Here is a 13,148-nt window from a genome sequence, read left to right as displayed (position 1 = left end):
CGGGATGGGGCCGGGGCCGCCAACCCCCGAGTCGGCGACCCCGGCCGGGAACCGCTCGTCCGCTCCCCAGCGACAAGCGGTTGGTCCTGTGAGGGGCCCACCCGGTCAGGTGTCCGGACGCGTCGAGACCGGTCCATGACACCTGTCACACATGGTGCCCGATGTCGCGTCACGGCGGAAGTCCGGGTCGCCCCAACGGCGCAACCGAAGCGCTCGACAGGAGGGTGGACCCCCGATCGAGCCCCCTGCGTGGGGCTCCATCGAGCCCCACGCGCATCACCCGTCCAGGAGCCACACCTCGACGACCTCGCCGGCCTCGACGCGCGTCGTCTCCTCGCCGACCACGAGCAGGCAGTCCGCGCGGGCCAGCGCGGCGAGCAGGTGCGAGCCCGGCGCACCCACCGCGGTCACCGTCCCGTCGACGGCGTTCAGGCGTCCGCGCCGGAACTGGCGGCGCCCGGGCGGGGAGGCCAGGGGCTCGGTCAGGCGGGCCCGCACGCGTGGGCGACCGGGCTGCGGGTGGCCGAGGGCGGCGCGCAGGACCGGCCGGACGAAGACCTCGAACGACACCAGCGAGCTCACCGGGTTGCCCGGCAGCGTCACCACCGCGACGTCGCCGGTCGGACCGTGGTGGTGCCCGAGCCCCTGCGGCATGCCCGGCTGCATCGCGACCTTGGCGAACGTGATCCCCCGGCCCGTGAAGGCGTCCTTGACCACCTCGTAGGCCCCCGCGCTGACCCCGCCCGAGGTCAGGACGAGGTCGACGGGGTCGTCGCCGCGGGCCGCGAGGGCCTGGTCGAGGGTCCCGAGGAACTGCTCGACGTCGTCGGGCACGAAGCGCAGGAGCTCGGCGACCGCACCCGCGTCGGTGACCGCCGCGGCCAGCATCGGGCCGTTCGACTCGTGGATCTGACCGTGGCGCAGCGGCTCGCCCGGGGCGACGAGCTCGGAGCCGGTGGAGAGCACCAGCACCCGCGGCCGGCGGCGCACCGCGAGCGACCCGGCGCCGACGGCGGCGGCGAGCCCGACCTGGGCCGGACCGAGCACCGTGCCGGCGGGCAGCACGACCTGGCCCGCGGTGACGTCCTCGCCGGCGACCCGCACGTTCTGCCCGACGGCGACCGCCCGGTCGATGCGCACCCGGTCGGTGCCGGCGTCCGTCCACTCGACCTGCACCACCGCGTCCGCGCCGTCCGGCATCGCGGCGCCGGTCATGATCCGGTGCGCCGTGCCGTCGTCGAGGGCGGGGCCGTCGGTGCGCCCGGCGGGGATGTCGGCGGCGACGGGCAGCTCGGCGGGTACGTCGGCCAGGTCGGCGCTGCGCACCGCGTAGCCGTCCATCGCCGAGTTCGAGAACGGCGGCAGCGCCAGGGGGGAGACGAGGTCCTCGGCGAGGATCCGTCCCATTGCCCCGGCCAGCGGCACCGTTTCCGTCGCCGTCGGCCCCAGGAGGGCGGCCACGGCCTCGGCGTGCTCGGCGACCGGCCGCATGGCCGAGGGATTGCCGTGGTCGTGCCCGTGTCCCGTCACGGCGCGCATCGTCCCGCCCGCCGCGTGACCTCGCGATCGGGCCCCGCGATCCGGACCGGGGGAGCACCCCCGCGGCGTTAGGGTCGGCGGCGTGGCGGACCGGAACACGCAGGACCTGATCGGGCAGCGGCTCGGTCACTTCCGCGTGGACGGGGTGATCGGCCGCGGCGGGATGAGCGTGCTCTACCGCGCCACCGACACGCGTCTGGGGCGCCGCGTCGCGCTCAAGGTCATCGACGAGGCCCTCGCCGCCGACCGCGAGTTCCGCGAGCGCTTCACCGACGAGGCCCGCAACACCTCGGCCGTCGACCACTCCCACGTCGTGCCGCTCTACGACTTCGACGAGACCGACGGCCACCTCTACATCGCGATGCGCCACGTCGAGGGCCCGGACCTCGCGAGCGTCATCGACGGCAGGCCGCTGACGGTGGCGCGGACGCTGCGCCTGCTCGGACAGGTCGCCGACGCGCTCGACGCCGTGCACGCCCGCGGCCTCGTGCACCTCGACGTCAAGCCCGCCAACGTCCTGGTGACGACGCGGGAGTCCGCCGGCGAGCACGTCTACCTGGCCGACTTCGGCCTCACCCGCCGCGGCGCCACCGGCCACCGCACCTCGGGCGGCGACTTCCTGGGCTCGCCCACCTACGCGGCGCCCGAGCACCTGCGCGGTGAGCCCGTCGACGCGCGCACGGACGTCTACTCGCTGACCTGCGTCCTCTTCACCTGCCTCACCGGCCGCGCGCCCTACCTCGGCTCGGTCACCGAGGTCATCGACGGCCACCTGGGCGGCGAGGTCCCGTCGGCCGCCGAGCTCGCCGGGCTCGACCCGCGCATCGACGACGTCGTCCACCGGGGCATGGACCCCGACCGCCCGCGCCGCCACGAGTCGGCCAGCGCCGTGATCGAGGCCGCCCGGGGTGCCCTGATGGTCCCGGGCCCGGCCCCGCTGGTCGGTCCCCCGCCCCGTCGTCCCACCGCGGGCCCGCCCCGCCGGGCGGGCGTGCCCCCGGTGCGTCCGGTCGCACCCGTCGCGCCCCTCGCCCCAGTGCCGCGCGTCCCGGCCGCGAGGAACGGGACCTCGCCGGCCCGGGACGAGGCCCCCGCCGGCGAGCGGCCGTCGTCCGAAACCGAGGCCGCCCCGGTCGCGGCCTCCGCGAGCCCCCCGCCGTCGACCCCGCCGTCGCCCCCGCCGTCGACCCCACCGTCGACCTCACCGCGGGGTGCGCCGTCCGGGCCCCCGCCTGCGGGGCGTCCGCCGTCCGGTCCGTTCCCGGCGCCCGGCCGGCCCGGACACGTCGGCCCGGCGGGACACCCCGGCCCGGCGGGACACCCCGGCCCGGCGGGACACCCCGGCCCGGCGGGACACCCCGGCCCGCCGTCGGGTCCGTTGACGCGGTCGTCGGTCGCACCCCCGGTGCGCCTGCGCGACCCCGTGCCGCCGGACCGCGACGGATCGTTCGCCCGCAACACCGGGGCCGTCCCGCCGCGGGTCGTCGCCCTCGGCGGGGCCGCCGTGCTCCTGGGGCTCGTGGTGCTGCTCGTCCTGCTCCTGGCCTGAGGCCGACACCCGGGACCACGTCGGTTGCACTCGCCCGACCCGAGTGCCAGCATGAGGTTGGCACTCGGTAGTGTCGAGTGCCAGGTCGGGCCGGTGAGGCCGGCGCAATGGAGCCGGTCGTCCGTCGCGGGCACCTCCCGACCGCGCACACGTGTCCACATCGGAGGACCACCCGTATGGCCAAGATGATCGCGTTCGACGAAGAGGCCCGTCGTGGCCTCGAGCGTGGGATGAACACCCTCGCGGACGCCGTCAAGGTGACCCTCGGCCCGCGCGGCCGCAACGTCGTCCTGGAGAAGAAGTGGGGCGCCCCCACGATCACCAACGACGGCGTCTCGATCGCGAAGGAGATCGAGCTCGAGGACCCCTGGGAGAAGATCGGGGCCGAGCTCGTCAAGGAGGTCGCGAAGAAGACCGACGACGTCGCCGGTGACGGTACGACCACCGCGACCGTCCTCGCCCAGGCGCTCGTGCGCGAGGGTCTGCGCAACGTCGCCGCCGGTGCCAACCCGATGGCCCTGAAGAAGGGCATCGAGAAGGCCACCGAGGCTGTCTCGCAGCAGCTCCTGAAGTCGGCCAAGGAGGTCGAGACCAAGGAGCAGATCGCCGCCACCGCGTCGATCTCCGCCGGCGACTCGCAGATCGGCGAGCTCATCGCCGAGGCGATGGACAAGGTCGGCAAGGAAGGCGTCATCACGGTCGAGGAGTCGCAGACCTTCGGGCTCGAGCTCGAGCTCACCGAGGGCATGCGCTTCGACAAGGGCTACATCTCGCCCTACTTCGTCACCGACCAGGACCGGATGGAGGCGGAGCTCGACGACCCCTACATCCTGCTCATGTCCTCCAAGATCTCGTCGGTGAAGGACCTGCTCCCGCTGCTGGAGAAGGTCATGCAGTCCGGCAAGCCGCTCGCGATCATCTGCGAGGACGTCGAGGGCGAGGCCCTGGCCACCCTGGTCGTCAACAAGATTCGCGGCACCTTCAAGTCGGTCGCCGTCAAGGCCCCCGGCTTCGGTGACCGCCGCAAGGCGATGCTGGCCGACATGGCCATCCTCACCGGCGGCGAGGTCATCTCGGAGGAGGTCGGCCTCAAGCTCGAGACCGCCGACCTGAGCCTGCTGGGCCGCGCCCGCAAGGTCACCGTCTCCAAGGACGAGACCACGATCGTCGACGGCTCGGGCGCCGCGGACCAGATCCAGGGCCGCGTCACCCAGATCCGCTCGGAGATCGACCGCAGCGACTCGGACTACGACCGCGAGAAGCTCCAGGAGCGTCTCGCGAAGCTGGCCGGCGGCGTCGCGGTGATCCGCGCCGGTGCCGCCACCGAGGTCGAGCTCAAGGAGCGCAAGCACCGCATCGAGGACGCGGTGCGCAACGCCAAGGCCGCGGTCGAGGAGGGCATCGTCGCCGGCGGCGGCGTCGCCCTGCTGCAGGCCTCGGTCGGCGACGTCTTCTCGGGCCTCGGGCTCGACGGGGACGAGGCCACCGGCGCCAACATCGTGCGCACCGCGCTCGAGGCGCCGCTGAAGCAGATCGCCCACAACGCCGGCCACGAGCCCGGCGTCGTGGCGGAGAAGGTCCGTGGCCTCAACACCGGTGAGGGCCTCGACGCCGCCACCGGCGAGTACAAGGACCTGATCGCCGCGGGCATCATCGACCCCGCCAAGGTCACCCGCTCGGCGCTGCAGAACGCCGCGTCGATCGCCGCGCTGTTCCTGACCACGGAGGCCGTGGTCGCGGACAAGCCGGAGAAGGCCGGCGCCGGCGCCGGCGGCGACCCGACCGGCGGCATGGGCGGCATGGACTTCTGATCCACGCCACCTAGGCACTCGCGAAGGGCCGCACCCCACGGGGTGCGGCCCTTCGTGCGTTGCCGCCCGGGTACGGGTGCGCGCGCGCCGGGGAAGCAGCGAGGGACTCCCTGCCTGCCTCTCACGCAGCGAGGGAGGCCCTCGCTCGGGACCCGGACCACCCGTGGGGCTTTGGGACGCCCTCGCAGGCGACCGGAGATCACGGGCGCCTGGTGCCACCGGAACGTGTCCGTGGGGTGCGTGAGGTCGCCCGTGACAGGCGGGCGGCGTCGACGCGAACGGGGAGTTCGTGCGCCTAGAAGCAGCGGACAGCGCGTTCGCTGCAAACCCCGAGGCGACTCAGCGCGCCGGGCTCGACTCCGGACGGCGTGCCGACGAGGCCGCCGCGTCCTCCTCCGCCGAGGTCTCGTAGAGGTCGCGGCGGAAGCGCTCGCGGATGGTGGCGACGGCGAGGAACGTCACCACGGCGGTGCCGATGATGTAGAGCGACACCGACCAGGACGCGCCGGTGGCGGCGAGGAGCGCGGTCATGATGAACGGCGCGAGCCCACCCGCGAACACCGAGGCGAACTGGTAGCCCAGGGACGCGCCCGAGTAGCGGACGTCGGCCGGGAACATCTCGGCGTAGAGGCTCGCCTGCGGCCCGTACATCGTCGCGTGGATCGTGAAGCCGACGAGCAGGGCGAGGAAGACGAGCGGGACCGATCCGCTCTCGAGCAGCCAGAACAGCGGGAACGCCCAGATCGCCATCCCGACCGTGCCGGCGAGGCAGAGCCGCTTGCGCGAGCCCATCCGGTCGGTCAGCGCGCCGAAGAACGGCATCGTGATCACCTGGGTGAGCCCGGCGCCCATGACGCACAGCAGGATCGAGGTGCGCGTCATCCCGACGGTCTTGGTCGCGTAGTCCAGGACGCCGCTGATGAGGATGTAGAAGGTCGCGTTGACGACGAAGAACGCGCCGGTCGCCTGGAGGATCTCCTTCCAGTAGCGCCGGATCGCCTGGAGCAGCGGCGCCTTGCTCAGTCCGGCCTCGCGCTTCGCCGCCGCCGAGCTGGCCTGGAGGGCCTTGAACACCGGGGTGTCCTCGATCTTGAGCTGCACGTAGAGCCCGATCAGCACGAGCACCACGCCGGACAGGAACGGGACGCGCCAGCCCCAGCTCGTGAACTGCTCGTCGGACAGGGTGGCGGTGAGGACGAGGAAGAAGAGGTTGCCGGCGACGGCCCCGAGGACGGCGCCGGTCTGCACGAGGCTGCCGTAGAACCCGCGGCGCTCCACCGGCGCGTGCTCCGTGAGCAGCAGCGCCGCCCCGCCCCACTGCGCGCCGACGCCGAGGCCCTGCACGAGACGGGCGACGACGAGCAGGATCGGCGCCCAGACGCCGATGGCCGCGTAGTTCGGCAGCACGCCGATCGCGAACGTCGCCACGCCCATGACCAGCATGGCCGCGACGAGCGGGGGCTTGCGGCCGTACCGGTCGCCCGCGTGCCCCGCGATGATGCCGCCGAGGGGTCGGGCGACGAAGCCGACGGCGAAGGTCGCGAACGACGCCAGCGTCCCGGCGACCGGGTTCGACGACGGGAAGAACTGCGGCCCGAGCACCAGCGCGGCCGCGGTGGCGTAGATCAGGAAGTCGAACCACTCGAGGGTCGTCGCGAAGACGGCGGCCGTCGCGAGCCGGCCCATGCGAGGTGGGGTGTCGGGGTGGGTCTGGGTCACGGCAGGAGCCCTCCGATGGCGACGACGGCGTCGCGACGTCGGTACGAACGATCGTTCGTACGATAGGAGGGCGACACCGGGTCCAGCAAGGCTCAGCGCGGCAGCGGGCTCTCCAGCAGGGCGAGGGCGTAGCGCGCCTGCTGCTCGGCGAGCTGACCGCGCGAGAGGCGGCCGTCCGGCCGATACCAGGCGGCGACACCCGCGAGCCCCGAGAGCACGCTGCGGGCCGCGTCGGCCGGGAACGGCGTGCGGAACTCCCCGGACGCGACGCCCTGGGCGACGATGTCCTCGAACACCGCCTGGGTCGCGTCGCGGTCGAGCACCAGGCGCTCCCGGTCCTCGCCGTCGAGGTAGCGCACCTCGTTGGTGGACACGACCATCGCGAGCTGGTGGTCGACGACGAAGCGCACGTACGCGCGTACCGCCTCGCGCATCCGCGGCACCGCGTCGTCGCCGGCCTCGTCGACCGCGACGTGCAGGCGCGTGACCAGCTCGTCGTTGGCGTGGCGGAGGACCTCGGCGAGCAGGCGTGACTTCGACGGGAAGTAGTTGTAGAGGTTCGACAGGCTCGTGCCCGCCCCGCGGGCCACGTCGCGCATCGACGCCCCGTGGAACCCCTTGGCGCCGAACGCCTCGAGGGCGGCGTTGAGGATCGCGGCCTCGTGGCCCCGGCCGGTGTCGCTCACGAGCGAGGCCGTCGAACGCGCGTTCACGTCGGCCAGCCTAGAGGCCCGTCGGGCCCTCCTTGACGCCTCGGACGGCCGGATGATGGATTGGCACACGAACAGTCGTTCGTGTGCTGGGCGGAGGAGCCTGCGTGACCGATCTCGGTGAGCGGACCGTCGTGTCCGCGACGACGTCCGACGGGACCGCGGAGGGGGGTCGGTGGTTCGAGGACTTCGCGGTGGGCCAGCGGTGGACGAGCCCGCCCCGTCCGGTCACGGACGACGACCTCGCGACCTTCACCCGGCTCAGCGGCGACGACCACCCCCTGCACGCGGGCCCGGACGCGATGCTGCAGGGGCCGTTCGGGATCGCCGTGGCGATGGGCCTGCTCCAGGGGCTCGGGATCCACGGCGAGGCGGTGCTCGGGCTCCTCGACACCCACTGGGCCTACCGCCGCCCGATCCGGGTCGGCGACGTCCTCACCCTCGACGTGACGATCGTGCGTTGCCACCGGACCTCGGCGGGCGACCGCGGCGTCGTCACCCGGCACATGCGGCTCCTGGCCGACGACGGCACGACGGTCCAGGACGGGACGACGAGCGCGCTCCTCGCCGCGCGGGGCACCGGCCCCGACCCGGCCGGGCGCGCCTTCGGCACGGTGACCTGGGCCGAAACGATCACCGCGACGCTGGACGTCGCCGAGGACCTCGCCAGCTGGGACGGCACGATCGGCCTGCGGTCGGGCGACGACGAGGTGCACCTGCGCGTCTACCGAGGGCGCGTCATCGACGTCGCCCGACGCGCCCCGCGCGGTGCGACGTTCGTCCTGGGCGCCGACGCCGCGACGTGGCTCGAGATCGTCGAGGCCCCCGAGAACCCGTTCATGCGCCTGGCGATGGCCGGGCGCTTCACGGTCACCGGCGACGGCTACGAGTACCTGCGCCTGACCTCCGCGCTCCACCATCTCGTCGACGCCGCCCGGGAGATCGCGTGATGCGCGCCGAGTACCTGAGGGTGGGTGGCACCCTCGCCTTCGTCGAGCAGCACGGCGAGCCCGACGCCCCGCCCGTGCTCTGTCTGCACACCGCCGGTCAGAGCGGGGTGCAGTGGCGTCACACCGCGCCCGCCCTCGCCGCCCGCGGGTACCGGGTCGTCGTCCCCGACCTGCCCGGTCACGGCCGCTCCGAGCCCGCGCCCGGCGGGCCGGTCACCGACCTCGGTGACTACGCCGCCTGGTGCCTGGACCTCGTCGCGCACCTCGGCCTGGAACGGCCCGCGGTGGTCGGCTGCTCGATCGGCGGGAAGATCGCGCTCGACGTCGCGGTCCGCGCGCCCGACCGGCTCGCCGGCGTCGTCGCCATGGCCGCCGACGCGCACACGGGCGGGCGCCCGTCGGTGCGCGGACTGCGCCGCGAGCTCTCCGACGTCGCCGCGCCCAGCCGCACCGATCGCACTCACCTCGGGACGCTCGCGGTGATCGGCCGCCGGGTGCCCCGCGAGCGGGCCGAGCTCATCGCGACCATGCACCGGCGGGAGGATCCGGCCGTGTCCACCTCCGACCTGCTGGGCTGGGCGACCCACGACCTGCGCGAGGACCTGTCCCGGATCACGTGTCCCGCGCACCTCGTCGTGGGCGACGACGACCTGTGGCTCGACGTCGAGCGCACGCGACGGGCCGCCGCCGGCATCCCGGGCGCGCGCTGCACCGTGCTGGAGGGCATCGGGCACTACCCGATGGAGGAGATCGCGGACTTCGACGCGGTCCTCGACGGCTGGCTCCGCGAGCTCGCGCCGGCCCGGGAGGCCTCGTGACCGCCGCCGTGACCCCGCACGCCGTGAGCGCCTTCCCCGCCCCGGGCGAGCCCCCGGCCGACGTCAGTGACCTCCTCGGTCGCCTCGCCCGCCGGGACTCCGACGTCACCGCCGTCCTCGACACGACGCCCGACGGCGTGACCCACCCCGTGAGCCGAGGCGAGCTCTGGCGGCGGACCCGCGCGCTCGCCGAGGAGCTGTGCGAGCACGGGATCGGGCGCGGCGACGCCGTGGCGGTGTGGATGCCGAACTGGAGCGACGCGCTGGTCTGGCAGGCCGCCGTCGCGGCGCGCGAGGCGCACGTCGTCGGCATCAACACCCGCTACGGTCTCGAGGAGGTCACCCACCTGCTCGAACGCGCACGGCCACGGCTCGTCGCCCTGGCCCAGGGGTTCCACGGGCTCGACCTGCTCGACCGCCTCCGCGCGGCCGTCGAGCGCTCCGGTGTGGTGCCCGAGGTCGCCGTCGTCACCGGGCCGGGTGGGCCGACCCCCGAGCCGGGGACGTGCGACGTCGGCGCCGGCGCCTGGACCCCGCGGCGCGCCGACGGTCCGGACCCCGCGCCGTCGGACCCGGACGCGCTCGCCGTCGCGTTCACGACGTCCGGCTCCACGGGCCTGCCGAAGCTCGCCGCGCACACCACGCGGGCGGTGCTGACCCACGCCGCCGCCGACGCCGCCGTGCTCGGGCTCGGCGAGGGCGACGTGGTGCTCGGCGCGCTGCCGCTGTCCGGGGTCTTCGGCTACAACGCGATCATGGCGGGGCTGGCGGCCGGCGCCACGGTGCTGCTCGAGCCCACGTTCGACGCCGACCGCGTGCTCGACCACGTCGCGGCGCACCGCGTCACGCACCTCGCCAGCGGCGACGACCTCGTCCTGCGGCTGCACGAGGCCTGGTCGGCGCGGCCCCGTGACATGTCGAGCTGGCGGTGGTGGGGCGTCGCGGACTTCCAGGGCCGCTCGCACGAGCTGGCCGCCTGGCTGGGTGAGCAGGGCACGCGGGTCGCCGGGGTCTACGGCTCGTCGGAGGTGTTCGCGCTCGCGGCGACCTGGCCCGACGACGAGCCCGCGCCCGGCCGCCTCGCCGGCGGCGGGCGCGTGGTGCACCCCGACATCGCCGTCCGCGTCGTCGACCCCGACACCGACGCCGTCCTCGAGCCCGGACGCGAGGGCGAGGTGCAGTTCCGCGGCCCGAACGTCGTCGACGCCTACCTCGGCGCCGAGGTGCCCGACGCGTTCACCGCCGACGGCTGGTTCCGGTCCGGCGACCTCGGCGTGCTCGTCGACGAGGGCGCGTTCGTCTACGTCTGCCGACGGGGCGACGCCCTGCGGCTGCGCGGCTTCCTCGTCGACCCCGCCGAGATCGAGCGTCGCCTGGCGGCGCACGACGACGTCGCGACGGCGAAGGTGGTCGGTGTGCCCGGCGAGGACGGGGCCACGATCGCGGTCGGCTTCGTCGTCGCGACGGCGGGGCGGGCGCCGGTGGGGGAGGATCTGGTGGCCTGGTGCCGCGCGACGCTCGCGGGGTTCAAGGTGCCGGCGGCCGTGCACGTCGTCGAGGCCATGCCCACGACGTCCGGCACGAACGGCACCAAGATCAAGGCTGCGGAGCTGCGCCGGTGGGCGACGGAGCGGGCTCGCGAGAAGGGGTGAGGCGCCGGTGCGAGGCGTGTACCTGCCGGGCGGGCGCCGGGTGGACCTGCGCGAGGTGCCCGACCCCGAGCCCGGGCCGGGCGAGGTGGTCCTCGCGGTGCGGGCCTCGACGATCTGCGGCAGCGACCTGCGGGCGATATACCGCGAGCACCTGGGCGAGGGCCCCGAGGCCTACCAGGACGTCATCGGCGGGCACGAGCCGTGCGGGCAGGTGCTCACCGTCGGCCCGGAGGTCGAGCGGGTGCGGGTCGGCGACCGCGTCGTCGTCCACCACATCAGCGGCTGCGGGCAGTGCGACGAGTGCCGGCGCGGCTACCAGATCAGCTGCACCTCGCCGCGCCGTCAGGCGTACGGCTGGCAGCGCGACGGCGGGCACGCGGAGCAGCTGCTGGCCCGCGAGCGCGATCTCCTGCCGCTGCCCGACTCCCTGACCTTCCTCGACGGCGCGTGCGTGGCCTGCGGCTTCGCCACCGCCTACGAGGCGCTGTGCCGGGTCGCGCTCGCCGGCGGCGAGCAGGTGCTCGTCACCGGCCTCGGCCCGGTGGGACTCGCAGCCGGGATGCTCGCCTCGGCGATGGGCTCGCCGTGGGTGGTGGGCACCGATCCCTCGCCCGAGCGCCGGGCGCTGGCCCGCGAGCTGGGTGCGGTCGACGTCGCGGTGGAGTCCGACGACGAGCTCGGCGACCTCCTCGGCGACGGCGCCGAGGTGAGCGTCGAGTGCTCCGGCGCGGGCGCCGCCCAGCTGACCGCCCTGCGGCACACCCGCCGGCACGGGCGATGCGCGCTCGTCGGGGAGGGCGGGACGCTGACGGTCGACGTCAGCGAGGTCCTCATCCACCGCCAGCTCACCGTCCACGGCTCGTGGGTGGCGCCCACCTGGCGGATGTCCGAGCTCCTCGAGCGCCTCTCGCGCTGGGATCTGCACCCCGAGCGCGTGGTCACCCACCGGTTCCCGTTGGCCGAGGCCGCGCAGGCCTACGAGACCGCCGACGCCGGCGTCGGCGGCAAGGTCGGCATCGTCGCGGAGTGATGGCCTGTACCGCGAGCGCCCGGTCGCCTACGGTGCGTCGCAACAGGGCCGAGCGGGAGGGGCACGGATGAGTGAGGCGTCCGCATCGACGAGTACCGAGCGCCACCAATTACCGGTCCGCACGCTCGTGGCGGCCAGCATCGGCAACGCGGTCGAGTGGTTCGACTGGACGATCTACGCGACGTTCGCCGTCTACTTCTCCTCGCAGTTCTTCGACAAGAGCAACCCGACGCTCGCGCTGATCGGGACGACGAGCACCTACGCGCTCGCCTTCTTCTTCCGGCCGCTGGGCGGGGTGCTCCTCGGGCGCCTCGCCGACCTGCGGGGTCGCAAGTTCGCCATGCTCGTCACGATCATGCTGATGGCGGGCGGCTCGCTGCTCATCGCCGTGCTGCCCACGTACTCGGTGGTCGGCTGGCTCGCCCCGATCCTGCTGCTGCTCGCGCGCATCGCCCAGGGTCTCTCGCTGGGGGGTGAGGTCTCCAACGCCAGCGCCTACCTCGCCGAGATCGCCCCGCCGAACCGCCGCGGGCGCTACTCGAGCTTCTTCTACATCTCCACGGGCACGGCGCTGCTCGCCGCGTCGCTGCTCGGTCTACTGCTCACGACCACGCTCAGCCGCCCCGAGCTCGAGACGTACGGCTGGCGCATCGCATTTGCCGTCGGCGGGGTCCTCGGCATCGTGGGGCTCTACCTGCGCCGGACGCTCGTCGAGACCGAGCAGTTCGAGGAGAACGTCGAGAAGGCGAAGGCCACCAAGAACCCGCTGCTCAAGACGCTCACCCACTACCCGCGGTCGGTCCTGCAGCTCTTCGGCTTCACCCTGCTCTCGACGCTGTGCTACTACACGTTCTTCAGCGCCCTGACCCCGTTCGCGGTGCAGTTCCGCGACGCCGCCGGGAGCGACGTGTTCCTGGCGCTGTCGATCGGTACGGTCGTGTTCATCCTCGGCCAGTACCCCTTCGGCGCCCTGGCCGACAGATTCGGGCGCAAGCCACAGATGCTGGTGTGGTCGGGGGCGTTCGTCATCCTCACCGTTCCGCTGAGCCTGCTCATCACCGAACGTCCACCACTGATCAACCTGATCATCGTGTTCACGGTGGGCCTCGGGCTCTACTCGGTGTTCTCCTCGATCGCCCCGGCGATCATGAGTGAGATCTTCCCGACCGAGCTCCGGGCGCTGGGGATCGGCGCCTGGTACAACCTCACCGTCGCGATCTTCGGCGGCACGGCGCCGCTGCTGATCGCGGCGCTGTCCGGTGCGGGGCGTCCCGACCTGTTCTTCTGGTACGTCTCCGGTGGCGCGCTGATCGCGTTCCTGATCATCCTCACGCTGCCCGAGACGAAGGGCCGGGAGCTGACGTAGGGGA

The 13,148-nt window shown here is 73.8% G+C and carries 10 protein-coding genes; 7 read left to right on the top strand and 3 right to left on the bottom strand.

Annotated elements, in window-relative coordinates; genetic code table 11:
- Window positions 1-276: 276 nt before the first annotated feature.
- Window positions 277-1,491 (bottom strand): molybdopterin molybdotransferase MoeA, encoded by a 1,215-nt coding sequence (moeA, locus tag OG774_RS15710; protein ID WP_328310973.1) that lies wholly within the window; start codon window positions 1,489-1,491, stop codon window positions 277-279.
- 130 nt (window positions 1,492-1,621) lie between these two features.
- On the opposite strand from moeA, the gene OG774_RS15705 reads away from it, so the two are divergent.
- Together OG774_RS15705 and groL are read left to right on the top strand one after the other, a co-directional pair.
- Entirely contained in the window at window positions 1,622-3,088 is a 1,467-nt protein-coding gene (locus OG774_RS15705; protein WP_328302056.1) for a serine/threonine-protein kinase, read from the top strand.
- A gap of 176 nt (window positions 3,089-3,264) precedes the next feature.
- Window positions 3,265-4,899 (top strand): chaperonin GroEL, encoded by a 1,635-nt coding sequence (groL, locus tag OG774_RS15700; RefSeq protein ID WP_328302054.1) that lies wholly within the window; start codon window positions 3,265-3,267, stop codon window positions 4,897-4,899.
- A 339-nt stretch (window positions 4,900-5,238) separates the two neighbouring features.
- Here the strand turns inward: groL and OG774_RS15695 are convergent, their stop codons facing one another.
- Entirely contained in the window at window positions 5,239-6,618 is a 1,380-nt protein-coding gene (locus OG774_RS15695) for an MFS transporter (protein ID WP_328302052.1), read from the bottom strand.
- Between the two features lie 92 nt (window positions 6,619-6,710).
- On the bottom strand, window positions 6,711-7,331 hold the full coding sequence (locus OG774_RS15690; protein ID WP_328302050.1) for a TetR/AcrR family transcriptional regulator: 621 nt from the start codon (window positions 7,329-7,331) through the stop codon (window positions 6,711-6,713).
- A 104-nt stretch (window positions 7,332-7,435) separates the two neighbouring features.
- On the opposite strand from OG774_RS15690, the gene OG774_RS15685 reads away from it, so the two are divergent.
- From OG774_RS15685 to OG774_RS15665, 5 genes are all read left to right on the top strand, one after another.
- On the top strand, window positions 7,436-8,278 hold the full coding sequence (locus OG774_RS15685) for a MaoC/PaaZ C-terminal domain-containing protein (protein ID WP_328302048.1): 843 nt from the start codon (window positions 7,436-7,438) through the stop codon (window positions 8,276-8,278).
- Complete coding sequence (locus OG774_RS15680; protein ID WP_328310971.1) at window positions 8,278-9,096, top strand: alpha/beta fold hydrolase; 819 nt, start codon at window positions 8,278-8,280, stop codon at window positions 9,094-9,096. Before OG774_RS15685 ends, OG774_RS15680 begins: the two co-directional genes overlap by 1 nt.
- On the top strand, window positions 9,093-10,748 hold the full coding sequence (locus OG774_RS15675) for an AMP-binding protein (protein WP_328302046.1): 1,656 nt from the start codon (window positions 9,093-9,095) through the stop codon (window positions 10,746-10,748). Before OG774_RS15680 ends, OG774_RS15675 begins: the two co-directional genes overlap by 4 nt.
- Before the next feature lie 16 nt (window positions 10,749-10,764).
- Window positions 10,765-11,778: a zinc-dependent alcohol dehydrogenase family protein gene (locus tag OG774_RS15670; RefSeq protein WP_328302044.1), complete on the top strand. Its 1,014-nt coding sequence runs from the start codon at window positions 10,765-10,767 to the stop codon at window positions 11,776-11,778.
- Between the two features lie 67 nt (window positions 11,779-11,845).
- Complete coding sequence (locus OG774_RS15665; RefSeq protein ID WP_328302042.1) at window positions 11,846-13,144, top strand: MFS transporter; 1,299 nt, start codon at window positions 11,846-11,848, stop codon at window positions 13,142-13,144.
- Window positions 13,145-13,148: the final 4 nt, after the last annotated feature.

The organism is Actinomycetospora sp. NBC_00405, assembly GCF_036044095.1.
Lineage (GTDB): Bacteria > Actinomycetota > Actinomycetes > Mycobacteriales > Pseudonocardiaceae > Actinomycetospora > Actinomycetospora callitridis.
The sequence above is the reverse complement of the archived record's forward strand: the minus strand, read 5'-3'. Positions and strand labels throughout refer to the sequence as shown.

Excerpts from the sequence above, each read along its gene's own strand:
- moeA (WP_328310973.1), bottom strand. The coding sequence starts at position 1,491 with ATGCGGCCGGTCGCCGAGCACGCCGAGGCCGTGGCCGCCCTCCTGGGG.
- OG774_RS15680 (WP_328310971.1), top strand. The coding sequence starts at position 8,278 with ATGCGCGCCGAGTACCTGAGGGTGGGTGGCACCCTCGCCTTCGTCGAG.
- OG774_RS15665 (WP_328302042.1), top strand. The coding sequence starts at position 11,846 with ATGAGTGAGGCGTCCGCATCGACGAGTACCGAGCGCCACCAATTACCG.
- groL (WP_328302054.1), top strand. The coding sequence starts at position 3,265 with ATGGCCAAGATGATCGCGTTCGACGAAGAGGCCCGTCGTGGCCTCGAG.